The organism is Zoogloea sp. (assembly GCF_044344315.1).
Classification (GTDB): Bacteria; Pseudomonadota; Gammaproteobacteria; order Burkholderiales; family Rhodocyclaceae; genus Zoogloea.
Window position 1 is genome coordinate 1 of record NZ_JBIJDC010000054.1, and the last position, 22,079, is coordinate 22,079.

The 22,079-nt window shown below is 64.1% G+C and carries 28 protein-coding genes and 1 pseudogene; 4 read left to right on the plus strand and 25 right to left on the minus strand.

Going from position 1 to position 22,079, the window contains the following annotated elements:
* The 19 genes and pseudogenes from ACIQ09_RS12680 to bioB all read right to left on the minus strand — a co-directional run.
* Window positions 1–693, minus strand: a pseudogene (locus tag ACIQ09_RS12680) (GTPase HflX); the annotation flags it as partial.
* A 44-nt stretch (window positions 694–737) separates the two neighbouring features.
* Window positions 738–1,166, minus strand: coding sequence for a DUF1841 family protein (locus tag ACIQ09_RS12685; protein WP_398310183.1), 429 nt, complete (start codon window positions 1,164–1,166; stop codon window positions 738–740).
* Window positions 1,167–1,274: 108 nt separating this feature from the next.
* The gene (gene nth / locus ACIQ09_RS12690; protein ID WP_398310186.1) at window positions 1,275–1,916 is read right to left on the minus strand and encodes an endonuclease III; all 642 of its coding nucleotides are present in this window, start codon (window positions 1,914–1,916) and stop codon (window positions 1,275–1,277) included.
* Window positions 1,916–2,629, minus strand: a complete 714-nt coding sequence (locus ACIQ09_RS12695) for an electron transport complex subunit E (protein WP_398310189.1) — start codon at window positions 2,627–2,629, stop codon at window positions 1,916–1,918. The genes nth and ACIQ09_RS12695 overlap by 1 nt, the downstream gene beginning before the upstream one ends.
* 13 nt (window positions 2,630–2,642) lie before the next feature.
* Window positions 2,643–3,296 carry an RnfABCDGE type electron transport complex subunit G gene (locus ACIQ09_RS12700; protein WP_398310192.1) on the minus strand — a complete coding sequence of 218 codons (654 nt, stop codon included), beginning with the start codon at window positions 3,294–3,296 and terminating at the stop codon, window positions 2,643–2,645.
* 6 nt (window positions 3,297–3,302) lie between these two features.
* The gene (locus ACIQ09_RS12705) at window positions 3,303–4,325 is read right to left on the minus strand and encodes an RnfABCDGE type electron transport complex subunit D (protein ID WP_398310195.1); all 1,023 of its coding nucleotides are present in this window, start codon (window positions 4,323–4,325) and stop codon (window positions 3,303–3,305) included.
* 22 nt (window positions 4,326–4,347) lie between these two features.
* Window positions 4,348–6,033, minus strand: coding sequence for an electron transport complex subunit RsxC (gene rsxC, locus ACIQ09_RS12710; protein ID WP_398310198.1), 1,686 nt, complete (start codon window positions 6,031–6,033; stop codon window positions 4,348–4,350).
* Between the two features lie 80 nt (window positions 6,034–6,113).
* Window positions 6,114–6,665 carry an electron transport complex subunit RsxB gene (gene rsxB, locus ACIQ09_RS12715; protein WP_296404060.1) on the minus strand — a complete coding sequence of 184 codons (552 nt, stop codon included), beginning with the start codon at window positions 6,663–6,665 and terminating at the stop codon, window positions 6,114–6,116.
* A 16-nt stretch (window positions 6,666–6,681) separates the two neighbouring features.
* Complete coding sequence (rsxA, locus tag ACIQ09_RS12720) at window positions 6,682–7,266, minus strand: electron transport complex subunit RsxA (protein ID WP_296404056.1); 585 nt, start codon at window positions 7,264–7,266, stop codon at window positions 6,682–6,684.
* 96 nt (window positions 7,267–7,362) lie between these two features.
* Window positions 7,363–8,376 (minus strand): quinone-dependent dihydroorotate dehydrogenase, encoded by a 1,014-nt coding sequence (locus ACIQ09_RS12725; RefSeq protein ID WP_398310203.1) that lies wholly within the window; start codon window positions 8,374–8,376, stop codon window positions 7,363–7,365.
* A gap of 41 nt (window positions 8,377–8,417) precedes the next feature.
* Window positions 8,418–8,903, minus strand: coding sequence for a hypothetical protein (locus ACIQ09_RS12730; RefSeq protein WP_398310206.1), 486 nt, complete (start codon window positions 8,901–8,903; stop codon window positions 8,418–8,420).
* Window positions 8,900–9,640, minus strand: a complete 741-nt coding sequence (locus tag ACIQ09_RS12735) for an arginyltransferase (RefSeq protein ID WP_398310209.1) — start codon at window positions 9,638–9,640, stop codon at window positions 8,900–8,902. Before ACIQ09_RS12735 ends, ACIQ09_RS12730 begins: the two co-directional genes overlap by 4 nt.
* 6 nt (window positions 9,641–9,646) lie before the next feature.
* Window positions 9,647–10,351: a leucyl/phenylalanyl-tRNA--protein transferase gene (aat, locus tag ACIQ09_RS12740; protein ID WP_398310212.1), complete on the minus strand. Its 705-nt coding sequence runs from the start codon at window positions 10,349–10,351 to the stop codon at window positions 9,647–9,649.
* 75 nt (window positions 10,352–10,426) lie between these two features.
* Complete coding sequence (locus ACIQ09_RS12745) at window positions 10,427–10,963, minus strand: C40 family peptidase (protein ID WP_398310215.1); 537 nt, start codon at window positions 10,961–10,963, stop codon at window positions 10,427–10,429.
* A gap of 248 nt (window positions 10,964–11,211) precedes the next feature.
* Window positions 11,212–12,042 (minus strand): phosphoserine phosphatase SerB, encoded by an 831-nt coding sequence (serB, locus tag ACIQ09_RS12750; RefSeq protein WP_398310218.1) that lies wholly within the window; start codon window positions 12,040–12,042, stop codon window positions 11,212–11,214.
* A complete protein-coding gene (locus ACIQ09_RS12755) occupies window positions 12,042–13,118 on the minus strand; it encodes a 3-deoxy-7-phosphoheptulonate synthase (RefSeq protein ID WP_398310221.1) in 1,077 nt (358 codons plus the stop codon). Before ACIQ09_RS12755 ends, serB begins: the two co-directional genes overlap by 1 nt.
* Window positions 13,119–13,154: 36 nt before the next feature.
* Window positions 13,155–13,802: a pyrimidine 5'-nucleotidase gene (locus ACIQ09_RS12760; protein ID WP_398310224.1), complete on the minus strand. Its 648-nt coding sequence runs from the start codon at window positions 13,800–13,802 to the stop codon at window positions 13,155–13,157.
* A gap of 3 nt (window positions 13,803–13,805) precedes the next feature.
* Window positions 13,806–14,690, minus strand: a complete 885-nt coding sequence (locus ACIQ09_RS12765; protein ID WP_398310227.1) for a methyltransferase domain-containing protein — start codon at window positions 14,688–14,690, stop codon at window positions 13,806–13,808.
* A gap of 16 nt (window positions 14,691–14,706) precedes the next feature.
* Complete coding sequence (gene bioB / locus ACIQ09_RS12770; RefSeq protein WP_398310229.1) at window positions 14,707–15,696, minus strand: biotin synthase BioB; 990 nt, start codon at window positions 15,694–15,696, stop codon at window positions 14,707–14,709.
* A 114-nt stretch (window positions 15,697–15,810) separates the two neighbouring features.
* Between bioB and ACIQ09_RS12775 the strand changes: the two genes are divergently transcribed.
* Both ACIQ09_RS12775 and ACIQ09_RS12780 read left to right on the plus strand, forming a co-directional pair.
* A complete protein-coding gene (locus ACIQ09_RS12775) occupies window positions 15,811–16,479 on the plus strand; it encodes a ComF family protein (protein WP_398310231.1) in 669 nt (222 codons plus the stop codon).
* Between the two features lie 33 nt (window positions 16,480–16,512).
* Window positions 16,513–16,977 carry a tRNA (cytidine(34)-2'-O)-methyltransferase gene (locus ACIQ09_RS12780; RefSeq protein WP_398310233.1) on the plus strand — a complete coding sequence of 155 codons (465 nt, stop codon included), beginning with the start codon at window positions 16,513–16,515 and terminating at the stop codon, window positions 16,975–16,977.
* A gap of 27 nt (window positions 16,978–17,004) precedes the next feature.
* Here ACIQ09_RS12780 and ACIQ09_RS12785 read toward each other — a convergent pair whose 3' ends face one another.
* Genes ACIQ09_RS12785 through ACIQ09_RS12810 form a run of 6 tightly spaced genes read right to left on the minus strand, consistent with a single transcriptional unit; the run spans window position 17,005 to window position 19,973 of the window.
* The gene (locus ACIQ09_RS12785) at window positions 17,005–17,985 is read right to left on the minus strand and encodes an NAD(P)H-dependent glycerol-3-phosphate dehydrogenase (RefSeq protein ID WP_398310236.1); all 981 of its coding nucleotides are present in this window, start codon (window positions 17,983–17,985) and stop codon (window positions 17,005–17,007) included.
* 5 nt (window positions 17,986–17,990) lie between these two features.
* Entirely contained in the window at window positions 17,991–18,443 is a 453-nt protein-coding gene (locus ACIQ09_RS12790) for an SH3 domain-containing protein (protein WP_398310239.1), read from the minus strand.
* Window positions 18,443–18,910, minus strand: coding sequence for a protein-export chaperone SecB (gene secB, locus ACIQ09_RS12795; protein WP_296410546.1), 468 nt, complete (start codon window positions 18,908–18,910; stop codon window positions 18,443–18,445). The genes ACIQ09_RS12790 and secB overlap by 1 nt, the downstream gene beginning before the upstream one ends.
* Window positions 18,911–18,947: 37 nt before the next feature.
* A complete protein-coding gene (gene grxC, locus ACIQ09_RS12800; protein ID WP_398310243.1) occupies window positions 18,948–19,217 on the minus strand; it encodes a glutaredoxin 3 in 270 nt (89 codons plus the stop codon).
* A gap of 2 nt (window positions 19,218–19,219) precedes the next feature.
* A complete protein-coding gene (locus tag ACIQ09_RS12805) occupies window positions 19,220–19,627 on the minus strand; it encodes a rhodanese-like domain-containing protein (RefSeq protein WP_398310246.1) in 408 nt (135 codons plus the stop codon).
* Window positions 19,628–19,655: 28 nt separating this feature from the next.
* Window positions 19,656–19,973: an ArsR/SmtB family transcription factor gene (locus ACIQ09_RS12810; protein ID WP_398310249.1), complete on the minus strand. Its 318-nt coding sequence runs from the start codon at window positions 19,971–19,973 to the stop codon at window positions 19,656–19,658.
* A gap of 191 nt (window positions 19,974–20,164) precedes the next feature.
* Between ACIQ09_RS12810 and ACIQ09_RS12815 the strand changes: the two genes are divergently transcribed.
* Complete coding sequence (locus tag ACIQ09_RS12815) at window positions 20,165–21,580, plus strand: S41 family peptidase (RefSeq protein ID WP_398310251.1); 1,416 nt, start codon at window positions 20,165–20,167, stop codon at window positions 21,578–21,580.
* 22 nt (window positions 21,581–21,602) lie between these two features.
* On the plus strand, window positions 21,603–22,055 hold the full coding sequence (locus ACIQ09_RS12820) for a hypothetical protein (protein ID WP_398310254.1): 453 nt from the start codon (window positions 21,603–21,605) through the stop codon (window positions 22,053–22,055).
* Window positions 22,056–22,079 lie beyond the last annotated feature (24 nt).

Below are 22,079 nucleotides of genomic sequence, written 5' to 3' on the forward strand. Positions count from 1 at the left end.
CCGCATCAGGGTGGACTTGCCGGCGTTGGTATAGCCGACCAGCGCCACCGTGGCGAGGCCCTGGCGTTCCTGGCGGCGCGCGCGCTGGGTCTTGCGCTCGACCTCCATGGCGTCGATTTCCTGTTGCAGCTCGGCAATGCGGTCGCGGATCTTGCGGCGGTCGAGCTCGGTATGGGATTCACCGGCACCCCGGCCGCCGACACCGCTGCGCTGGCGCCCCTGCGGCCCGGCCAGCTTGGCCATCTCGCGCAGGCGCGGCGCCATGTAGCCAAGGCGGGCGATCTCGACCTGGGCCCGGGCCGCCCGGGATCGGGCGTTGCGGTGGAAGATCTCGAGGATGACCATGGTGCGGTCCATCACCTCGCAGCCCACTTCAACCTCCAGGTTGCGTGCCTGGGAGGGTGAGATTTCGTGATCCACCAGGATAGCGTCGATCTGGCCGCCCCCCGGCAAGGCGTCGTGTTCGCCGTTGACGTAGGTCTGGATCTCCTGGCGCTTGCCCACACCCAGGTAGGCGTTGGCGTCGAAGCTGGTGCGCTTCTGGATGAAGGTGTGAACCACCTGCAAGCCCAAGGTCTTGGCGAGCTCACGGAGCTCGGTCAGCGAGGCTTCGAACTCCAGGTCTGTGACGTTGGGCAATTGCACGGCCGCCACAACGGCGTACCTGGGTTGATCTTTGACTTCCATTTGCATGCGTGGGGGACCGGATCGGGTGGGCAGGAGCGGAGTGTAGAGCTTCAGTGGCCGGCGCGCTTGCGTACCGCATCCACGTAGGCGCGGCCGTCCAGCGGGGCCTTGTCGCGCTGGGCCTTCCAGATGGTTTCACCCAGGCATTCGAGCACGTCATGGAGGGCCGCGTGGCGGTCACCTTGGCGGCCCTGGCAGGCCTCGAAGGCTTCCCGGATACCGGGGGGCTGGTTGATGGAGAGCTGCTCCTCAATGGCCAGGTGCAGGGACAAGTGCAGGAAGGGGTTGATCTGGCCATCCTCGGGGCTGAAATCCTTCAGCACCGCGTCGGGATCTTCGAGTAGTGCGTGGTACTCGGGATGATGGGCGACCAGATCGGCAGCGATGATCTCGAGCTGGGTAAGAACCTCGCGGTTCCGGTGCTTGGCCCAGGCGCTGACGAAAAACTGGCGGGCCTGGTCTCTGGAGGGGTCGAACATGGTGGTATTTCCTTGTGAAGCTTGGGCGTGATGTCCGGGTTCAGTGGTGCAGCCTTGCCGGTGCCGGATGTGGGGGCGGTCCGGCTGCGCCTTTGCCGAACGGGCGACTCAGTCGGTCTTGTCCCGCGACAGGCAGAGGTCGCGGATGATGCACTCGCCACAGCGCGGCTTGCGGGCAACACACACATAGCGACCATGCAGGATCAGCCAGTGGTGGGCGTCGCGCAGGTATTCCTTGGGGATGCGGCGCAGCAGGCGCTTTTCCACTTCCAGCACATCCTTGCCGGGCGCCAGGCCGGTGCGATTGGCGAGGCGGAAGATGTGGGTGTCCACGGCCATCGTCGGTTCGCCGAAGATAGTGTTGAGCACCACGTTGGCGGTCTTGCGGCCAACCCCGGGCAGGGCTTCGAGGGCGTCCCGGTCGTTGGGGACTTCGCCGCCGTGCCGCTCGAGAAGCTGGTGCGACAGGGCCAGGGTGTTCTTCGCCTTGTTGCGGAAGAGACCGATGGTCTTGATGTGTTCGACGATGCCGGCTTCACCCAGGTCCACCATGGCTTCCGGGGTGGGGGCGATGGCAAAGAGCTTGCGGGTGGCGATGTTGACACCCTTGTCGGTGGCCTGGGCCGACAGCACCACGGCGACCAGCAGCTGGTAGGGCGACGCGTATTCCAGCTCGGTGGTCGGCGTAGGGTTGGCGTCCCGCAGGCGTTGGAAGGCTTCAGCCACCGCGGCCAGCTTCATGTCGGCCATCAGGCAGGTTCTGCCGGCGAGGCCGCTTCGGTGGAGGTATCCGGGACACCGGAGGACGGCGGGTTGGCGCGGGCGAGGGCCTGCTTGCGGGCTTCAATCCAGTTTCGGCCGGCAATCAGGAAGCCCAGGGCGATGAAGGCGCCCGGCGGCAGGATGGCGACAAGAAAGCCGGGGTAGTCGTCACCGAAGAGCGTGAGCCCCTCGACCCCGGGGAAGATCATCTCGATGCCTGAAAACAGGGTGCCGCTGCCGATGATCTCGCGCATGGCGCCGAGCACGGCCAGGACGAGCGTCAGCCCGATACCCATGGCGATGCCGTCCACCGTGGAGTCAGCGGGTTCGTTCTTGGCCGCAAATGCTTCAACCCGGGCGAGCACGATACAGTTGGTGACGATCAGCGGAATGAAGATGCCGAGCACCAGGTAGAGCTCATGGAGATAGGCATTGAAGGCCAGGTCCACCACGGTGACGAGGGCGGCGATGATCAGGATAAAGACCGGGATGCGGATCTCGTAGGGGATGAAGTTGCGCAGCGCCGAAATGGCCAGGTTGGCCAGGGCCATGACCAGGATGGTGGCAAGGCCGAGGCTGACGGCATTGACCACATTGGTGCTGATAGCCAGGATGGGGCACAGGCCGAGGATCTGGACGACGCCGGTGTTCTGCTTCCAGATGCCGTTCCAGGCGATTTCCTTGTGGGCTTGAAAGTCCATGGCGGGTCTCCCGTCAGAGCGGGTCGCCGCTCTTGGCGGCGAACAGGCGGTTCTGGTTGTCGGCGGCGAAGCGGGCTGCGCGGCCGACGGCGTTGGTGACGGCGCGGGCACTGATGGTGGCGCCGGTGTGGTAGGCGATCTGCCCGCCGTCCTTCTTCAGCTTGCAGGACGGTACGTCCGCGGCCTTGAGGTCGGAGAACTGGGCGATCCAGGGGGACTTCTTGTCCCTGTCCTTCCTGGGGTCGATATAGTCGCCCAGGCCCGGGGTTTCCCGGTGGCTGACGGCCCGCACGCCAGACACGCTGCCGTCGGCATTGATGGCCACGATCAGGTCAATGCGGCCGCTGTAGCCGTCGGGGGCGGTCGCTTCCAGCAGCAGGGCGGCGGGCTGGCCCGCCTTGCGCGCACGATACACACGGCCGCCTTCGTCGAGGCCGAGTTCGCGCGTGGGGCCGAGCTTCACATAGTCATCCAGCAAGGCGTTGTCGTAGGTGGCACCCGGCAGGACCTCGGAGATGAGCTTCATCTTTTCTTCGGTGGCCGAGGCCTGGATCTGCTCGCGGGTGGCATCGTAGGTGAAGGCCATCACCGCCGTGAACACCACGGTGAAGGCCACCATCACCCCGCCGGTACGGGCGGAAAGGCCGAGGGCAGTGGTTTCGCTCATGGGCCGTCAGTCCTTCTTGTGGCCGAAAACGGGCGCCTGGGTCTTCATGTCAATGATGGGCACGAGAATGTTCATCAGCAGGGTCGCAAAGGCAATGCCGTCCGGGTAAGCGCCGAAAGCGCGAATCACGTAGGTGAGCACGGCTGCCCCCGCCGCAAACAGCAGCTTGCCCCGTGCTGTGGTTGCCCCCGAGACCGGGTCGGTCAGGATGAAGAAGGCCCCGAGCATGGCACCGCCGGAGGCGAGGTGGAAGATCGGTGAAGCAAAGCCATCGGGGCGGACGCTCCACAGCAGGCCGGCAGTGAGGAAGAGCGCACCACAGAACGCTGCCGGGATGTGCCAGGTGATGATGCGGCGCTGGACGAGCCAGAGCCCGCCGAGCAGATAGCCGAGGGCGACCCATTCGCCACCCTTGCCGCCCACGGCGCCGAAGGCCGGCCCGTCCATGAGCTGGGAGGCCCGCAGGCCGTGAAGCTCGGAATCAGCGCTGGCCGCACTGCGCAAGGCCGTGCGCAGGGCGTCGAGAGGGGTGGCGCCGGTGATGGCGTCCACCTGGCGGGCGCCACCGAAGATCAGGTCGAGCTGGGTCTTGAAGTCGAGTTGGCCGGCGGCAGGCCACTGGGACATCAGCGCCGGGTAGGCCACGATCATCAGGCAGAACGCCGCCATGGCCGGGTTGAAGGGGTTCTGTCCGAGGCCACCATAAAGCTGTTTGACGATGACCACAGCCAGCAGGGTGCCGGTGACGGTGAGCCACCAGGGGGCGATGGGCGGGAAGGTGAGGGCGATCAGCCAGGCCGTGACGATGGCCGACAGGTCGGTGAGGAAGAGCGCCTTCGGCTTGCCACGGATGGCCAGCATGGCGGCCTCGCCGGCCAGGGCCGCGGCACTGGCAATGGCCAGCTGGACGAGGATGCCGGCGCCGAAGAACCACACGTAGGCGGCGATTCCGGGCACGAGGGCGAGCAGGACCTGGAGCATGACGCTCTGGACGCTCGCCGGCTTGCGGATGTAGGGTGAGTTGATCATGGGTGGGTTCCGGGCGGCGCGTTCAGGCCTGGCCGGCCGGGGGTGGAGCTTCGGTGGAGTGTTCGGCAGCCCGACGTCGGGCATCGATGGCGGCCATCTCGGCCTGCACGTCCGGGCTGGTGACGTCTACGTTCTTGGGCGCGACCTGTGCCTTCTGCTGGCGGGCTTTCTCCATGGCAGCCTCAATCAGGGCGCGTTTGGCGTCGTCGCCGGTAGGCTTGGCTGCGGCGGGGGCGGCCCCGGGGGCTGCCGCTTCACCGGCGACCTTCTCGCGGGTTGCAGCCGCCTTTGCGGCGAGCTTTTCGGCCTTTTCCTGCTTTTCCCGCTCCTGCCGGAGGTTCTTGAATTCGAAGCGCTCGCGGGCGGTGTCAGCAGCTTCCTTTTCACGTTCGCGGGCCCAGATCTCGCTCTTGGAGAAGCGGAAGTAGTCCACCAACGGAATGTGTGACGGGCAGACGAAGCTGCAGCAGCCGCACTCGATGCAATCGAAGAGATGGTATTCCTGGGTCTTGCCGAAGTTCCTGGCGCGGGAGAACCAGTACATCTCGAAAGGGGCGAGGTCGGCCGGGCAGGCCTTGGCGCACTCGCCACAGCGGATGCAGGGCATCTCGGGCGGCGGGGGCGGAAAGAGGGCCGGGCTGCCGACCAGGATGCAGTTGGTGGCCTTGACCACCGGTACGTCGAAGGCCGGCATGCGCACACCCATCATCGGGCCGCCCATGATGTAGCGGTCGGTGTCGGGGCGGGCACCGGCCAGGCGTACCACGTGGTCCATCGGCGTACCGATGAGCACTTCGTAGTTGCGCGGGGCATTCACGTTGCCGGCCACGGTGACGAGCCGCGAGACCAGTGGCCGGCCGTGTTCGAGGGCCTCGTGGATGCTGTAGGCCGTGCCGACGTTGAAGCACTGCACGCCGAAATCGGTGGAGCGGCGCCCATGGGGGACTTCGATGCCGGTGAGCACGCGGATGAGCTGCTTGGCGCCGCCGGCCGGGTAGCGGGTGGGGATGGCGATGGCTTCGATGCCTTTCTCGCCGCTGGCCGTGATGGCGGCCTGGACGGCGGAGAGGGCCTCGGGCTTATTGTCCTCGATGCCGATCAGCACCTCCCGTGCCTGGAGCATGTGGCGCATGGCGCTGATGCCCTTGAGCATGTCGGTGGCCCGCTCCCGCATCAGCATGTCGTCGCAGGTGATGAAGGGCTCGCATTCGGCACCATTGATCACCAGGGTGTCGAGGCTGCCTTCCTTGCCCGGCTTGAGTTTGAGGTGGCTCGGAAATACGGCACCGCCCAGGCCTACCACACCGGCGTCGCGCAGGTAGTCGCGCAGTTCGTCGGGGGTGGCTGCCCGGACGTTGATCCGGTCGAGCTCTCCCCAACGATCGTTCCCGTCGGGTTCGATGACCACCGACAGGGTGGTGAGGCCCGAGGTGTGGGGCATGACCGCCGGCAGCACATCGCGAACGATGCCGGAGGTGGAGGCATGGACGGCGGAGGACAGGTTGCCGTCGGCGGCACCGATGCGCTGACCCTTGAAGACGCTATCGCCGGGCTGTACCAGCGGGCGGGGGTGCCCCCCCACCGACTGGTGAAGGGGGATCACCAGTCGGTCCGGCAAGGGCACGGGGGCGATGGGGGCGGTGGTGGAGTGTTCCTTGTTGGTCTGCGGCTTGACGCCACCATGGAACTTGAAGAGTTTGCGCAGCATGTCAGATCTGCCCGGGCGTGCGAAGGGCGCGATCTGCCCCCTTGCGACTGCGAACGAGGTGAGCGTGGAGTCGTTTCATCCTAGGCGGCCTGCTTGATCTGAAAGACCGGATAGCGCCATTTCCAGGTGTCCACCGTCTCGGCGATGGGCTCCATGGCGATGCAGTCCACCGGGCAGGGGGCGAGACACAGCTCGCAACCGGTGCAGTCGGCGGCGATGATGGTGTGCATCTGCTTGGCAGCACCGACGATGGCGTCCACCGGGCAGGCCTGGATGCACAGGGTGCAGCCGATGCAGGTGACTTCGTCGATCACCGCTACGGACTTGGGCTTTTCAACCCCGTGTTCTTCAGAGAGCGGCTTGAACTCTCGCCCGAGCAGGTCGGCCAGCTTGCGGATGCCTTCCTCGCCGCCGGGGGGGCACTGGTTGATCTCGGCCTCGCCACCGGCGATCGCATTGGCGTAGGGGCGGCAGCCCGGAAAGCCGCACTGGCCGCATTGGGTCTGCGGAAGAATGGCGTCGATCTTGTCTACCAGGGGGTCGCCTTCGACCTTGAACTTGATGGAGGCGAAACCCAGCCCCGCTCCAAGAAGCAGGGCGATGCCGGTCATGACGAGGAGTGCGGTGAGCATGGTTCGGTGCGGAAGCTCAGTGATACTTGTCGAGGCCGGCAAAGCCCATGAAGGCCAGGCTCATCAGGCCGGCCGTGACCATGGCGATGGCGGTGCCCTTGAAGGGCGCGGGGACATCGGCGCCGTCCAGGCGCTCGCGGATGCCGGCAAAAAGGACCAGGACGAGGGAGAAGCCGACGGAACTGCCGAAGCCGAAAAGCAGGGATTCGAGCAGATCGTGATGCAGGGCCACGTTGAGCAGGGGGACGCCCAGCACGGCACAGTTGGTGGTGATCAGGGGCAGGTAGATGCCGAGCACCTGGTGCAGCACCGGGCTGGTCTTCTGGATGACCAGCTCGGTGACCTGCACGATGGCGGCGATGATCACGATGAAGGCCAGGGTACGCAGATAGTCCACCCCTGCGGGGATGAGGACGTAGTGGTCCACAAGATAGCTGGTGCCACAGCCCAGGGTCAGCACGAAGGTGGTTGCCGCACCCATGCCAACGGCCGTGTCGAGTTTCTTGGAGACGCCCATGAAGGGGCACAGGCCGAGGATGCGGACCAGGACGACGTTGTTCACCAGAACCGCGCCGAGAATCACGAAAAGATAGCTGGTCATATCAGCCGCACAAGGGAAGGGCAGGGGCCGGATTATCCCGTGCCGGCTGGCTGGTGCTCAAGCCTGCTACGAGTGGGGGTATTCCGGTGCTGAACATCAGGTGTAGTCGCGGGTTTCTGCAACCGCCTCGCGAACAAGGGCAGGGCCGCGGTAGATCAGACCGCTATAGATCTGCACCAGCTTCGCGCCGGCATCAAGTTTGGCGCGGGCCTGGCGGCCGTCGAAGACACCGCCGGCAGCGATGATGGGCAGCTCGTTCTGGAGTGACTTGGCCAGGGCTGCCACGACGGCGGTGGAGGCTTCGAACAGGGGGGCGCCGGACAGGCCGCCCTGCTGATCGCCAAAGGGGATGCCCTGAACCTTGTCCCGGGCCAGGGTGGTGTTGGTGGCGATCACGGCGTCGATGCGGTGGCGGCGCAGGGCATCGGCGATGTTGGTGATCTGGGCATCGTCCAGGTCGGGGGCGATCTTGAGTGTGATCGGCACGTAGCGGCCGTGCCTGTCGGCCAGTTGGGCCTGGCGCGCCTTGAGCTGGCCGAGGAGCGAGTCGAGCTCGGACTCGCCCTGCAATTGGCGCAGGTTCTTGGTGTTGGGCGACGAGATATTGACCGTGATGTAGCTGGCCAGCGGGTAGGCCTTGTCGAGACAGATCAGGTAGTCGTCGGCCGCCCGCTCGATGGGGGTGTCGGCGTTCTTGCCGATGTTGATGCCAAGGATGCCCTTGAACTTCATGGCTTCGACGTTGCCGATTAGTGCGTCGATGCCATGGTTGTTGAAGCCCATGCGATTGATGATGCCTTTGACCTCCGGTAGCCGGAACATGCGTGGCTTGGGATTGCCGGGTTGGGCGCGGGGCGTGATGGTGCCGATTTCGATGAAGCCGAAACCCATGCGGGCCAGCCCGTCGATGATCTCGCCGTTCTTGTCGAGTCCGGCGGCCATGCCGATGCGATTGGGGAAGCTGAGCCCCATGACTTCGACCGGGCGGGCAGGAAGCGGCTTGCCGGCTGGCAGCAGGCGCCCGGCGACATTCAGGCCGGCCAGGGCGGTTTCGTGGGCGGTCTCCGCATCAAGGGAGAACAAGACGGGGCGGGCGATTTCGTAGAGCATCCGCCATTCTACCGCAGTGCGGAAAAGCTATGTTTCAGCGCTCAATCGACGGCGAAGCGGACCTGCAGGCCAAGATAGCCACTGTAGCCGGGGAGATTGGGGATGGCGACCAGGTTGGCACCGACCCGTCCCACCTGGATCGATGCGGCAGGCAGGACCAGGACGGGTGACGGATAGCCGCTAGCCACCAGGCCGAAAGCACCCAGGCGGACGGGCCCGAGCGACAGGGGCATCCAGCGCGCGCCAGCGTAAAAGGTGTTGCGGTCGTAGCTGTTGCGGAAGTAGCCGGCCGTCGCCACCCAGGGCGTGCCGGTGAATTCCTTCTCGATGCCTGCGCCGGGGTTGTCTTCGCGCCAGTCGCGGCGCTCAGGCTGAAAGTGATGAGACATGCCGGATAGCACCAGCCAATGGCGCCCGGGCGCCTCAGTGAGCGCATCAACCAGTGCTGCAGCCTGGGCAGGAAAGGTGGTCGCAGCCAGAGCGACAAGGGCAAGTCGTGAGAGGCAGAAGCAGGTTGGGCGGGTCATTCGAGCTGAGCGATGTCGGTGTCGGTAAGAGTTTGCCACTGCCCGCCGATCCGCCCCTGGAGCGGCCTGAAGCGGGCCTTGTAAGCCATTTTGCGACTCTCCCGTATCCAGTAGCCGAGGTAGAGATAGGGGAGCTTGAGTTCCCGACAGACTTCGATTTGCCACAACACGCCAAAAGTGCCCAGCCCGGGTCCGGAAACCTCGGGCTCGTAAAAGGTGTAGACGCTTGACAGACCGTCGGTGAGGCAATCGATGACGCTGACCATGCGCAGGATGCCGTTCTCGCGAAATTCAATGAGACGGCTGTCCACGTGGCTCTGAAGCAGGAAGTGGGCGTACTGCTCCCGATTGTCCTGATCCATGCCACCTCCGGCATGCCGACTTGCCTGGTAGCGTTGGTAAAGGAGGTAGTGCTCCTCGATGAACTCGAGGGGCATTTCCCTGGGTTGCAGATGGCCACAGGCGTTCCAGGCGCGGCGTTGGCTCCGATTTGGGCGAAAGGAGGCCACGGGAATGCGCACCGGAATGCAGGCCCGGCAGGCGTCACAGTATGGGCGGTAGGTGAAGATGCCGCTGCGCCGGAAGCCGCTGTGCACCAGTTCGCTATAGAGCGGCGTGTCGATGAGGTGGCTGGGCGTGGCCACCTGTGAGCGGGCCTGGCGGTCGGGCAGGTAGGAGCACGCGTAAGGCGCGGTGGCGTAGAACTGCAGCAGGGAGTAGGGATAGTCCTTGAGCATCGGGCACTACGTCCAGGGGTGAGTTGCGCCATCCTCGGGCCAGCGTGCCGGTGGCAGGTCCACACCGGCAAAGGTGTCCAGCAGCGCTGCAAATGTCTCCCGGGCAATCTCCTGACCGCCCAGTGAGGCCAGATGCTGTGTGGTCATTTGACAATCTAGCACGCGGAAATTGCGTTGCTCAAGAAAGCGCGTGAGGTGGGCAAAGGCGATCTTGGAGGCATCCGTGCGTCGACTGAACATGGATTCGCCAAAAAAGGCCTGACCAAGGGCCATGCCGTACAAGCCGCCAGCCAGCTCGCCGTCGATGTAGGTTTCAACGCTGTGGGCGTAGCCGAGCTGATGCATGCGGATGTAGGCAGACTGGATGTCCGGCGTGATCCAGGTGCGCCCGCCGGGCTCGCGCGGTGCGGCGCAGGCGCGGATGACGGCGGCGAAGTCGTGGTCGAGACGGACCTCGTAATCTCCTTTGCGGAGGGTCTTGCGCAGGGAGCGGGTGATCCGCACCTCGTCGGGGAATACCACCATGCGAGGGCTCGGGCTCCACCACAGAATCGGCTCGCCGTCGTTAAACCACGGAAAAATGCCACGCCGATAAGCGGCTAGCAGCCATTCGGGTGTGAGGGCGCCGCCCGCAGCCAGAAGCCCGTTGGGCTCGCGTAGTGCGCGGGAAAGGGGCGGGAAAGCTGGGCGATCACCCAGCCACGGAATCATGCCGCCTCTTGGAACGTTTGTTGGTGTTGTCCGGGTGCAGCATGGTGCCCTTGGGAGCTGACCCGGAAGCTGAAATCAGTTGGCCTGGGACTGGCGCGACTGGGTGCCGGGAAGGACGCGACGGGCGCCATCGTAGCGGGCAGCCCAATAGCTGATGCGCATGTCTTCAACACGAACGACACCGCCGGTGGACGGGGCGTGAACAAACTGGTTGTTGCCGAGATAGATGCCCACGTGGGAGAAGGTGCGCCGCATGGTGTTGAAAAACACCAGATCGCCGGGCTTGAGCTCATTCAGCGTAACTTGCTCACCCATCTGGGCCATTTCTGCGGCGGTTCGCGGCATGCCGAAACCGAGTGCGTCGGCGAAAACCTTGCCTACGAAACCACTGCAGTCAAATCCGGTAAGTGGGCTGGTGCCGCCCATGCGATAAGGGACGCCCAGGAAATTGAGGCTACGGTCGACAAGGGAACGCATCGAGTCGGTGTAACGCTCGAAAACGGAGGGCGGTGGGGCTTCGTCGCTGCCCCGATATTGGGGCTCGGACGCGAGGACCGCACCGGAGCACGCGATCGCTACAAAAAAGCCGATTATCGTCTTCTTGATAGGCATCGAATGAATATACCTCTGCCCGAAGTGGGTGTAAAGAATTTCGACAAATCTATTCATGCTGTCATGCAGCATGTGCATTGCGCCACGGTGACTCGGGGCTGTCACCGTTAGCATGAAAACGCACTGGTCGCGAGTATCAAGCTTGGGGAGAACGCGTGGGAGACAAGCTGAACCGGTCGGCATGTCTCCAAGAAAGGGCCCTTCGGTTTTTCCATGCCGAGTACTCGCGCCAGTCGCACCAGATTTGTTCAGGCAAACAGCCTGAGAATGCCGTCCAGCCCGGCGTGGCTGATGGCATGGGTGGCTTGCTTTCTCACGACCGGTTTGGCGTGATAGGCGATGCCGATGCCGGCTTCGGACAACATGGGCAGGTCGTTGGCACCGTCGCCTGCGGCAATTACGCTTTCGGGTGTGAAGCCGTGGTGCTTGCGCACGAGCTGCAGGGTGTGGCGCTTGGCCTCACCGTCGATGACTTCGCCCTTGACCTTGCCGGTGAGCTTGCCGCTGCGGATCTCCAGCTGGTTGGCGACTGCGTAGTCGAAGCCGAGCTGCTTTTGCAGGCGTTCCGTGAAGTAGGTGAAGCCGCCAGAAACCAGCACGGTCACGATACCGGCCTGCTTGAGACCGGCCATTAACGTTTCTGCGCCTGGATTGAGGCGTAACCGTTCCTGGAAAACCCTGGCCAGGGCCTCCTCAGGCAGGCCTTCCAGCAGCGCCACGCGCCGGCTAAGGGATTCTCGAAAGTCCAGCTCACCCCGCATGGCGGCTTCGGTGATCGCTGCCACTTCGGTCTTGAGCCCCTGCATGTCGGCGATTTCGTCGATGCACTCGATGCTGATCAGCGTCGAATCCATGTCAGTGACGAAGAGGCGGAAATCCTTCAGGTGGCGGTCTTCCGGAACGAAGGCGAAGTCCAGCTGGTGGGTTTCGCAGTATGACTCGAGGTCCGGGTGGGGCTGGGCGCCGATGAGCCGGAAGGCGTTGTTGCCGAGGCGGCCTACGCCCTCAGAGCCTGTCAGTGTGGCGAGATCCTTCAGGGCGCGGGTTTCGACCTTCTGGCCCTGGACTACCAGATTCATCAGGCCGCGCTCCGCTTCGGCAGGATCTCCCGCAGGATGTCGCGGGTATTGCGGATCATCTCTTCGGTGGTGCTCCAGTCAACGCAGGCATCCGTCACGGAGCAGCCGTAGCGCAGTTGGGAGAGGTCGGTCGGGATGGACTGGTTGCCGGCTTCGATGTTGCTTTCGATCATCAGGCCGACGATGGAGCGGTTGCCCTCGCGGATCTGGTGGGCGACGTCGCGCATGACCAGGGGTTGGTACTCCGGGTTCTTCCAGGAGTTGGCGTGGGAGCAGTCGATGACGATGTTGGCCGGCAGCTTGGCTTTGTTGAGGGCCTTCTCGGCGAGAGATACGGAAACGGTGTCGTAGTTGGGGCGTCCGCCGCCACCACGCAGCACCACGTGGCCGTGGGCGTTGCCGCGGGTACGGATCACGGAGGACTGACCCTGGCCGTTGATGCCCAGGAAACTGTGGGGGTGGGACGCAGACAGGATCCCGTTGACTGCCGCGTCGAGAGAGCCATCGGTGCCGTTCTTGAAGCCGACCGGAGTGGACAGACCGGAGGCCATCTCGCGGTGGGTCTGGGATTCGGAGGTGCGGGCGCCGATGGCGGTCCAGGCAATCAGGTCACCGTAGTACTGGGGGGCGATGGGGTCGAGGGCTTCGGTGCCCGTGGGCAGACCGACCTCATTCACCTCGAGCAGGAAACGGCGCGCCTTCTCCATGCCTTCGTCGATGCGGAAGGAGTCGTCCATGTACGGATCGTTGATGTAGCCCTTCCAGCCGGTGGAGGTGCGGGGCTTCTCGAAATACACACGCATCACCAGGACGAGGGTGTCGGAGACTTCGTCGGCCAGCTTCTTGAGGCGGCGGGCGTAGTCGATGCCGGCGACCGGATCGTGAATGGAGCAGGGGCCCACCACGATGAAAACCCGCGGGTCCTTGTGATCGAGAATGGCCTGCAGGGTCTGGCGGCCCTCGGTCACGACCTTGGCGGCGGTGTCGCTGAGGGGCAGGCGGGCGGTGATCTCGTCCGGTGAGGGCATGCGGTCGAAGGCCGCAATGTTCAGGTTTTCAGTCTTGGAGTTGGGCATGGCGGACTCGCTGTCTGGATAGCGTAATCCACCATTTTACCTCGAAGTGATGTTCCTGATTGCGTGTCTAGCCAGACCCAGCACCGAGGGCAGCTGGCAGTCCACGAAGTCGGGTTGGCGCAGGCTGCGGCTGATCCATACCGTCTTCATGCCCAGGCGCTTGGCGGTGCACAGGTTTTCGGCGCTGTCCTCGACGAGGATGCAGCGCCGGGGGTTGAGCCGGTGGTCCTTGATGAGGTGCTGAAAGCCGGCGACTTTGGGCTTGGGGTGGAAGCGCATCTGTTCGACCGAATAGACGTCGGCAAACAGTTTGCGGATTCCCATCACGTCCAGTACGGCCTCGGCGTAATGCAGCGGGCCGTTCGAGAAGACAATCTTCTTGCCCGGAAGGCGGCGCAGCAGGTGGCGCACGGCACTGTCGAACACCACCATCCGCGCCAGGTCGGGAAACTGGTGGGTGTTGTGGAGGAAGTGCTGCGGCCGGGTGCCATGGTGGCGCATCAGGCCGGTGAGGGTGGCGCCGTAGCGCTTCCAGTACTCCATGCGCAGCCGGTTGGCGTCCCGCTCGTCGAGATCCAGGTGGCGCATGAGGTAGGCCGTCATGCTGCGGTTGATGTGCGGAAAGATGTGCGGGCTGGCGTTGTGCAGCGTGTTGTCCAGGTCGAAGAGCCAGATCGGGTGCATGACCTAGCCCGGCTTGCGTTCGAAGCGGACGATGGCGCGGCCGTCATCCATGACCTTGGGGGCGGCCTTCCAGGCGTGGCCATAGACCACCTCGACGGTGGCCGGCAGGCGGCCATCCCGGCGCAGCTGTTCGTAGTTGGCCCGGAGGGCTGCCCAGTGGTCCTTGCCGACGAGGCCACGGGGGCGGCTCAGGGCGGCGTTGCTGGAGCCGCTGGTACGCAGGTCGTGGAACAGGTCTTCGAGGCGGGTGTAGGTGACGGTAAGCATCTCCATGTCCATCACCGGATCGGAGAAGCCGGCGCCGACCAGGGCATCGCCCAGGTCGTGCATGTCGATGAAACGGTGCAGGTGTTCTGCGTTCGACGCGGGCAGGGCGGCGCGGAGCTCCTTGAGGGTGTCCGGACCGAGGGTGGAGAACATGAGCATGCCGCCGACCTCCAGGACCCGATGGATCTCCTTGAGGGCGGGTAGTGGATCGTGCAGCCACTGGAGCATCAGGTTGGACCAGGCCAGCGACACCGACGCGCGAGCCAGGGGTAGGGCGGTGGCGTCTGCACAGATGAACTCGGGATCGGCGGGTTTGCCGAAGCGCATCAGGCGTTTGAACAGCCCTTTTTCGCCACGTGCCTGGGTGAGCATGGCCGGGGCACTGTCGACGGCGATCCGGGGGATGCCCGGATAGCGTTCGGCAAAGGCTGCCAGGTCTGCGCCGGGGCCGCAGCCCAGGTCGAGGATGCGCTTGGGCTCGATACGGATGTAGTCGAGGCGCTCGCCCATGCGCCGGGAGATTTCCCGGGCCAGGGTGTCGACCGAGGCATAGCCGGCCGCGGCCCGCTCGGCCCGACGCCGCACGAGGCGTGGGTCGAGCTGGAAATCCGGCATGGTCATCGGGGTACGGCGGGCCTCAAACAGACTTGAGTCCGAGACGGGCAAACAGCGCGTCGTCGGAATCGGCATCCGGATTGTTGGTGGTCAGCAGGCGCTCGCCGTAAAAAATCGAGTTGGCGCCGGCCATGAAGCACAGAGCCTGGATGCCCTCACCGAGTTCCTGGCGGCCGGCGGACAGACGCACGTAGCTCTCGGGCATGGTGATCCGGGCGGCGGCGATCATGCGCACGAAGTCGAAGGGGTCGATGGGTTCGGCCTTGTCGAGGGGCGTGCCTTCAACTTGGACCAGGTTGTTGATGGGCACGGAATCCGGCGGCGGGTTCATGTTGGCCAGTTCGGCCAGCAGGGCGGCGCGGCTCTTTTTGGTCTCGCCGAGCCCCACGATTCCGCCGCAGCACACGTTGATGCCGGCGTCACGCACCTTTTCGAGGGTGTCGAGGCGGTCTTTCAGGGTGTGGGTGGTGATGATTTGACCGTAGAATTCGGGCGAGGTATCGATGTTGTGATTGTAGTAATCGAGGCCGGCGTCCTTGAGCTGCTCGGCCTGACCGTCCTTCAGCATGCCAAGGGTGACGCAGGTTTCGAGGCCGAGAGCCTTCACTTCACGCACCATGTCGAGGACCGGGGCGAGATCCTTCTCTTTCGGGCCGCGCCAGGCCGCGCCCATGCAGAAGCGCGATGCACCCTTGGCCTTGGCGGCGCGGGCGTTTTCGAGCACTTCGTTGAGGGGCAGGAGGGCCTCCTTTTCAAGGCCAGTGTCATAGCGTGACGACTGGGAGCAGTAGCCACAGTCTTCGGAGCAGCCCCCGGTCTTGATGGACAGCAAGGTGGAGCGCTGAACGGCATTGGGGTCAAAATGCGCCCGGTGCACTTGCTGGGCACGGAACAGCAGATCGTTGAAGGGCAGGGCAAACAGGGCCTCGATCTCTGCCACACTCCAGCGTTTGCGAGCAGGGGTGTTGGTGGCGGTGGGCGTGTTCTCTGCGTGGGCGACGGTGGCGGTCATTGTCTTGCACCCTTTTTATAGGCTGTAATTTTGAATTACGAAGCTTTCAAGTTTCCCTGAAGGGGTCCGGACTTGTCAAATCAAGCGCTTGGATGGCGGCCTTGGACGGGCGCCGTGGTGCAGGCTCTCTTTCCCCAGCAGTGCTTCGCCTGTGGTGCCCGAAGTGGTAGCGCGGTGTTGTGTCCGGACTGTCTGCTGACTTTACCGGGACGTGAGCAGGCGCGTTGTCCGGTCTGCGGCATTCCCCATTCCACCGGCGGCATATGTGGTGCCTGCCTTAGTCATCCCCCTTCCTTCGACCGGACCCTGGCGGTGCTGGATTACGGCTTTCCGCTGGACCGCCTTGTCCAGGCTCTGAAATACGGACATCGCCTGTCGGTGAGCCGGCTGTTCGTGGAGCTGCTGGCAGCGCAGACGGCGCCCGAGGCGGAGCTGGTCATTCCGATGCCGCTGCATGTTTCGCGGCTGCGTAGCCGGGGTTTCAACCAGGCTGCGGAGCTGGCGCGTCCATTGGCACGGCGCTGGGGTTTGCCGGTGGCCCTGGACGGCGTGGTCCGCGACGTGGATACCGCCCCGCAGGCCGGGCTCCCCTGGAAGGCCCGGGCTGCCAATGTGCGCGGCGCCTTTCGGGTGACGGCACGGGTAGACGGGCTGCGGGTGGTGGTGGTGGATGATGTGATGACCACCGGCGCAACCCTTGCCGAGTTGGCCCGCAGCCTGAAAGGGGCGGGCGCTGCGAGTGTGGAGAACCGGGTGTTGGCGCGCACGCCACGGCCGGGTTGATCCCGGGGGGCGTGGCGTGCACAATCCGCGCCCATGTTCCATGTCGTCCTCCATCAGCCGGAAATTCCCCCGAATACCGGCAACATCATGCGCATGTGTGCCAATTCCGGCGCGCGGCTGCACCTTGTCAAACCTCTTGGCTTCACGCTGGAAGAGAAGCAGCTTGTCCGCGCCGGCCTGGACTACCGGGACATGGCGGTGGTCACCGTGCACGACGACTGGGCAAGTTGCCGGGCCGGTTTTACTGGCCAGCGGATCTTTGCCCTGACTTCCCACGGGGGGCGCAGTTATGCCGAGGTGGCTTTCGTTCCGGGCGATGTGTTTGTCTTTGGTTCGGAGTCCCGTGGCCTGCCGCCCGAGCTGCATTCAGAGTTCAGCGGGGACCAGCGTCTGCGCATTCCGATGCGCCCCGACAACCGCAGCCTCAATCTGTCGAACGCGGCGGCTGTCGTGGTCTATGAGGCGTGGCGGCAGAACGGCTTTGCTGGCGGGGGGTGAGCGCTGCCAGCTACGCGGCCCGTTTGATCATTCCTGCTTGGGGTCGCGGGCGAGCAACTGTTCGACTGCATCGCGGGCCGACAGGCTGCCGGCCAGCACACCGTCGACAGCGCGGGTGATGGGCATGTCCACACCCAGTTGCGCGGAAAGGGCTGCCACTTCACGGGTCGTGCTGACGCCTTCGGCCACGTGTCCGAGCGCCTGAAGGATGTCAGGCAGGGTCTTGCCCTCGGCCAGCAGCAGGCCGACACGCCGGTTGCGGGAGAGGTCTCCGGTGCAGGTAAGAACCAGGTCTCCCAGCCCGGCCAGACCCATGAAGGTGTCGCGCCGACCGCCCAGGGCCATGCCCAGGCGTGTGATTTCGGCCAGACCGCGGGTGATCAGAGCGGCCCGGGCGTTGAGCCCGAAGCCCATGCCGTCGGCGACACCGGCGGCAATGGCCATGACGTTCTTGACCGCACCGCCCACCTCGGCGCCGATCAGGTCGTCGTTGGCGTAAAGGCGCAGCCGGTTGTTGTGCAGCGCCTGAACCCAGTGGCGGGCGAAGTCGATGTCGCGGGCCGCGATGGTGACTGCGGCAGGCAGGCCTTGTGCCACCTCCGCGGCAAAGCTGGGCCCGGTGAGCACGCCACAGGGTGCGTTGGTGCCGAGCTCTTCTTCAACAATCTGGTGGGGCAGTTTGGCCGTACCTGCCTCCAGGCCCTTGCAGGCCCATAGCAGAGGCGTTGCCGGTGCAGCCGTGCGGAGGGCGCGGGCGGTGCTGCGCAGGCCTGCCAGGGGTGTGACGACGAGGTGCAGGTCGGCCTGGGCTGCCTGTTGCAGATCGTCGCTGAATTGCAGGTCGGCAGGCAGGGGAATCCCCGGCAGGTAGCGGCGATTCTCGCCATCCTGACGCAGGGCGACAATCTCGGAAGACTCCCGGCTCCACAGGACGACGTCGTGGCCGCGGCTGAAGGCCGTGGCCAGAGCGGTGCCCCAGGCTCCGGCACCGAAAACGGCGATGCGCATGGTGCTTAAAGCCCCCAGACCTGATTGACGCGAATGAAGCCGCTGGTGCCGTCCCGGTGCTTGACCTTGACCCAGCCATCGGCGGGCTTGTCCGACAGTTCGAGTACCACGTCCTTGCTCGCCTCAAAGGCGAGGGGCGCGGAGGCGTCGGGTTTCTGGCGGATGTCAGCGCGTGCGGCAGTGATGATGACCGTGCGTTTGTCGGACAGTTGGCGGCGCTCCAGCCAGAGCAGACTGCCGGCCGGTTCACGGACCTTGACCCAGCGGTCGATGTTCACCACCGTTTCCACGGGGGTGTAGCGCTGGATCACGAAAAGGGGTTTGCCCTGCTTGGAGGGGGCGTCGTAGAGGATGGCCGGCTCGGCGAGGGAACGGTAGTCCGAGGCAGCTGCGCCTGCCGCCGTGAAGGCGAGCGGCAGGCCGAGCAGCGCCGCGAGGGAAAGGCGGCGCAGGGTCATTACTGGATCGGCGTGTCTGCAGCCGGCTCTTGTGCAGCCTGCTGACGGTTCTGCTGGAACAGGGCTTCGAAGTTGACCGGGGCCAGGATCACCGGCTGGAAGCCGGCACGGGCCACGGCGTCGGAGACCGCTTCGCGTGCATAGGGGAAGAGGATGTTGGCGCAACCGATCATCATGATGGGCTCCAGGTCTTCCTGGGGCACATTGCGGATCTGGAAAATACCGGCCTGGGCCACTTCAACCAGGAATACGGTCTTCTCTTCGCCGACCTTGGCCGTCACGGTGACGGTCAGCTTGACTTCGAACACGCCTTCGTCGACGGCATTGCCTTCGGTGCGCAGTTGAACGCTGATCTGGGGCGCTTCGCGCTCAAGGTAGATCTGGGGTGCGTTCGGCACTTCCAGGGACAGATCCTTGACGTAAAGCTTTTCGATGGAGAAGACGGGCTGTTCTGCGGTTTCGGACATGATGGTTTTTCCGTGGATAAAAGGAGTTGGCGGAATTTCAGGCGCTTTCGCCGTTCAGCAGTGTGTCGAGTCTGCCTTCGTGGTCGAGGGCAAACAGGTCGTCACAGCCCCCCACATGAAAGTCGCCGATGTAGATTTGCGGGACGGTTCGCCGGCCTGTGCGTTCCATCATCTCGTCCCGGCGAACCGGGTCGACGTCGATGCGCACCTTGTCGATTTCCGTGACACCCTTGCGGCGCAGCAGGCCTTCAGCCCGGACGCAGTAGGGGCATACGGCGGTGGTGTACATGAGGACTTTGGGCTGCATGATCACTTCTTCTTTCGGCTGATGGGCATGCCAGCCTGTTCCCAGGCAGCAATGCCGCCTTCCAGGTTGTGCACGCGCGCAAAGCCGGCCTTGCGCAGGACACCACATCCGGAGGCGGAGCGGCTGCCGCTCTGGCAGTTGAGGATGACCGGCTTGTCCTTGAACTTCTCGAGTTCGCCAAGGCGCTTCTCGAGATCGCCCAGGGGGATGTGCCGTGCATTAAGCAGGTGGCCGGCGGCATACTCGGCGGTTTCGCGCACGTCCACCACCAGGGCATCCTCGCGGTTGATGAGCATGGTCGCCTGGGCCGGCGAGATACCACGGCCGCCCTTGAGGGCGTTGACGACGAGCAGGGAGCCGCTTACGGCGGCAAGCGCTGCCCAATACCAGTTTTGCTGGATGAATTCCACTAAACGAACTCCGGGTCGGAAAAGGGGGTCAGGCGTCGTCTTTGCAGAAGACTTCGCGCATCATGACAATCAGCTGGAGCGTACGGGTGTCGCCTACGCGGTAGTAAACCCGGTTGGCGTCCTTGCGGGTGAGCAGCACGCCCTTGTCACGCAGAATGGCGAGATGCTGGGAGATGTTGCTTTGCGAGGTGCCCACAGCTTCGACGATATCCTGCACGCAGACTTCCTCGCTTCCGACCACGCAGAGGATCTTGAGGCGAAGGGGGTGAGAAATCGCCTTGAGTGCTCGAGCTGCAGTCTCGATATGCTCCTGTTTGGCGATGAGATCAACAAAGTCTGTTTTCACGAAGTTGGTAGGGGTTAAGGCTGACTGACCCAATAAAATACCACTTTTTCGGAGAGCCAGTGTAGAGGCACCAGCACGTGCCGGGCCGGGAACCTTTCCGGTTTATACTCCTCTTCCTACTGAGAATAGCTCGATTGCGGGCATGTGATGGCGTTCGGGGCCCTGAGGCCCAGCGTCCAGACGGAGACTTTATGCGCAGCAAACTGCAACAAGCCGGCCTGGTGTTCACCGGGCTTTGTGCCGGGGTTCTGATCAGCCTCAACTTCTCGGCCAACGCGGACAAGGCGGCTGCTCTGGCGCCCCTGCCCGTGGAAGAGTTGCGCAACCTGGCGGATGTCTTCAACGCCATCAAGCAGGGCTATGTAGAACCGGTTGATGACAAGAAGCTGATCACTCACGCCATCAGCGGCATGCTGTCCAATCTTGATCCCCACTCTGCCTATCTGGATGCTGAAGCCTTCAAGGAACTACAGGTGGGCACCCAGGGTGAGTTCGGTGGCCTCGGCATTGAGGTGGGCTCGGAAGATGGTTTCGTCAAGGTGATCTCTCCAATCGAGGATACCCCTGCCTTCCGCGCCGGCATCAAGGCGGGTGACCTGATCATCAAGCTGGACGACACCTCGGTAAAGGGCATGCCCCTCAACGACGCCGTCAAGCGTATGCGTGGCAAGCCCAAGACGTCCATCGTGCTAACCATAGCCCGCAAGGGAGAGGCAAAGCCGATCGTGGTGACCCTGGTGCGGGAAGTCATCAAGGTGCAGAGCGTCAAGTCGAAGGTGGTTGAGCCGGGCTATGGCTATGTGCGGGTTGTGCAGTTTCAGGAACAGACTGCGGCCTCCCTGGTGCAGCACCTGGAAAAGCTGGTCAAGCAGGGTGAGTTGAAGGGGCTGGTGCTGGATCTGCGCAATGATCCGGGTGGTTTGCTGCATGGCGCGGTGGGTGTTTCCGCTGCCTTCCTGCCGGTGAAGGCCCTGGTGGTATCCACCGATGGCCGTGCCGATGATGCAAAGCGCAAGTATCTGGCGGTTCCCGACGATTATCTGCGCGGTGCTCGCGAGGACTTCATCCGCAATGTGCCGCCGTCGATCAAGAATGTGCCTATGGTGGTGTTGGTCAACGGCGGCTCCGCGTCGGCCTCGGAGATCGTTGCCGGTGCCTTGCAGGATCACAAGCGTGCTGTGGTAATGGGCACCCAGAGTTTCGGCAAGGGTTCGGTGCAGACCATTCTGCCGCTCAACAGCAATGCGGCAATCAAGCTCACCACGGCGCGTTATTTCACGCCCAATGGCCGGTCGATTCAGGCGAAGGGGATCGTTCCCGACATTATTGTCGAGGAGACCCCGGGAGGAGCCTCTCGGGAGCGTGTGCGCGAGGCCGACCTCGACCGCCATCTCGGCAACGGCCGCGAGCAGGATCCTCCCAAGGTAGAGGGGGTGCCGGCGTCGAAGAAGGAGTCCGCGCCGAAGTCCAAGGACAAGGACAAACCCAAGGACGAGGCGGACGAGACCAAGCCGCCCTTTGAAATTTCCGGCAAGGATGATTATCAGCTGGCCCAGGCGGTGAATTTGCTCAAGGGCCTGCAGATCCTCCAGAATAGCGGGAAGTAACAACGACGCCCGGGAGGTGGTGATGCGACGCGAGACTGCTTACAAGCTGGCTGGACGCAAGCACGGGAGTCATCACCACCCGGGCTCAGGTATCGCCAAGACCCGGGAGATCTGTTTCAAGTCCTATCCGGTGGGTCAGATCCACCAGGCCCAGCGCTCGCTGGCGGCCCTGCGCGGCGTCCAGGTTGAGGCGGGGCGGCATGAGCGGGCCTTGATCGTGCACTACAACGTACTCGACTACACCCTCGAACTCCTTGAGGAAGCCCTGGTCAATGCCGGTTTCCAGCTGGAGCGGCCCTTGCTGGTGCGTCTGCACCGGGCCCTGATCTACTATGTGGAAGACACGCAGGTGCACAACCTGCGCTCGCCTGAGCGCCTCATCAAGCAATCCCACGAGGTCTACATCAACGCCTATGCGGCCCATCCCCACGGCGATCATGACGACACGCCGCCGGATCTGCGAGAGTTCAAGTAGGTCTCTGCTTCCTGTGCTCCCAGG

Bases quoted from the DNA above. Each gene is read 5' to 3' on its own strand.
- ACIQ09_RS12685 (WP_398310183.1), bottom strand. From the start codon at position 1,166: ATGTTCGACCCCTCCAGAGACCAGGCCCGCCAGTTTTTCGTCAGCGCC.
- nth (WP_398310186.1), bottom strand. From the start codon at position 1,916: ATGGCCGACATGAAGCTGGCCGCGGTGGCTGAAGCCTTCCAACGCCTG.
- ACIQ09_RS12695 (WP_398310189.1), bottom strand. From the start codon at position 2,629: ATGGACTTTCAAGCCCACAAGGAAATCGCCTGGAACGGCATCTGGAAG.
- ACIQ09_RS12700 (WP_398310192.1), bottom strand. From the start codon at position 3,296: ATGAGCGAAACCACTGCCCTCGGCCTTTCCGCCCGTACCGGCGGGGTG.
- ACIQ09_RS12705 (WP_398310195.1), bottom strand. From the start codon at position 4,325: ATGATCAACTCACCCTACATCCGCAAGCCGGCGAGCGTCCAGAGCGTC.
- rsxC (WP_398310198.1), bottom strand. From the start codon at position 6,033: ATGCTGCGCAAACTCTTCAAGTTCCATGGTGGCGTCAAGCCGCAGACC.
- rsxB (WP_296404060.1), bottom strand. From the start codon at position 6,665: ATGCTCACCGCACTCCTCGTCATGACCGGCATCGCCCTGCTTCTTGGA.
- rsxA (WP_296404056.1), bottom strand. From the start codon at position 7,266: ATGACCAGCTATCTTTTCGTGATTCTCGGCGCGGTTCTGGTGAACAAC.
- ACIQ09_RS12725 (WP_398310203.1), bottom strand. From the start codon at position 8,376: ATGCTCTACGAAATCGCCCGCCCCGTCTTGTTCTCCCTTGATGCGGAG.
- ACIQ09_RS12730 (WP_398310206.1), bottom strand. From the start codon at position 8,903: ATGACCCGCCCAACCTGCTTCTGCCTCTCACGACTTGCCCTTGTCGCT.
- ACIQ09_RS12735 (WP_398310209.1), bottom strand. From the start codon at position 9,640: ATGCTCAAGGACTATCCCTACTCCCTGCTGCAGTTCTACGCCACCGCG.
- aat (WP_398310212.1), bottom strand. From the start codon at position 10,351: ATGATTCCGTGGCTGGGTGATCGCCCAGCTTTCCCGCCCCTTTCCCGC.
- ACIQ09_RS12745 (WP_398310215.1), bottom strand. From the start codon at position 10,963: ATGCCTATCAAGAAGACGATAATCGGCTTTTTTGTAGCGATCGCGTGC.
- serB (WP_398310218.1), bottom strand. From the start codon at position 12,042: ATGAATCTGGTAGTCCAGGGCCAGAAGGTCGAAACCCGCGCCCTGAAG.
- ACIQ09_RS12755 (WP_398310221.1), bottom strand. From the start codon at position 13,118: ATGCCCAACTCCAAGACTGAAAACCTGAACATTGCGGCCTTCGACCGC.
- ACIQ09_RS12760 (WP_398310224.1), bottom strand. From the start codon at position 13,802: ATGCACCCGATCTGGCTCTTCGACCTGGACAACACGCTGCACAACGCC.
- ACIQ09_RS12765 (WP_398310227.1), bottom strand. From the start codon at position 14,690: ATGACCATGCCGGATTTCCAGCTCGACCCACGCCTCGTGCGGCGTCGG.
- bioB (WP_398310229.1), bottom strand. From the start codon at position 15,696: ATGACCGCCACCGTCGCCCACGCAGAGAACACGCCCACCGCCACCAAC.
- ACIQ09_RS12780 (WP_398310233.1), top strand. From the start codon at position 16,513: ATGTTCCATGTCGTCCTCCATCAGCCGGAAATTCCCCCGAATACCGGC.
- ACIQ09_RS12785 (WP_398310236.1), bottom strand. From the start codon at position 17,985: ATGCGCATCGCCGTTTTCGGTGCCGGAGCCTGGGGCACCGCTCTGGCC.
- ACIQ09_RS12790 (WP_398310239.1), bottom strand. From the start codon at position 18,443: ATGACCCTGCGCCGCCTTTCCCTCGCGGCGCTGCTCGGCCTGCCGCTC.
- secB (WP_296410546.1), bottom strand. From the start codon at position 18,910: ATGTCCGAAACCGCAGAACAGCCCGTCTTCTCCATCGAAAAGCTTTAC.
- grxC (WP_398310243.1), bottom strand. From the start codon at position 19,217: ATGCAGCCCAAAGTCCTCATGTACACCACCGCCGTATGCCCCTACTGC.
- ACIQ09_RS12815 (WP_398310251.1), top strand. From the start codon at position 20,165: ATGCGCAGCAAACTGCAACAAGCCGGCCTGGTGTTCACCGGGCTTTGT.
- ACIQ09_RS12820 (WP_398310254.1), top strand. From the start codon at position 21,603: ATGCGACGCGAGACTGCTTACAAGCTGGCTGGACGCAAGCACGGGAGT.